This is a genomic window from Shewanella sp. cp20, assembly GCF_000832025.1.
In the GTDB taxonomy this organism is placed as follows: domain Bacteria; phylum Pseudomonadota; class Gammaproteobacteria; order Enterobacterales; family Shewanellaceae; genus Shewanella.
The window spans coordinates 1-210 of record NZ_JPII01000060.1 but is presented as its reverse complement, the minus strand read 5'-3'; the positions used below and the strand labels follow the sequence as shown (position 1 = coordinate 210).

The following is a 210-nucleotide window of genomic DNA, read 5'->3' as shown; positions in this document are numbered from 1 at the left end:
TATCAGCTTTCCAAATTTTTAAAGAACAAGCATCGCCGCTCGGACGTGCCACTCGCTCTAACAAGAACAAGTTATCTGTGTGAACACTCAACAACTATCAAATCATCGTATAGTAAGGAGGTGATCCAGCCCCAGGTTCCCCTAGGGCTACCTTGTTACGACTTCACCCCAGTCATGAACCACACCGTGGTAAACGCCCTCCCGAAGGTT

The 210-nt window shown here is 48.1% G+C and carries 1 rRNA gene; it reads right to left on the bottom strand.

Going from position 1 to position 210, the window contains the following annotated elements:
- Positions 1-113: 113 nt before the first annotated feature.
- Positions 114-210, bottom strand: a 16S ribosomal RNA gene (locus DB48_RS19570); the annotation flags it as partial.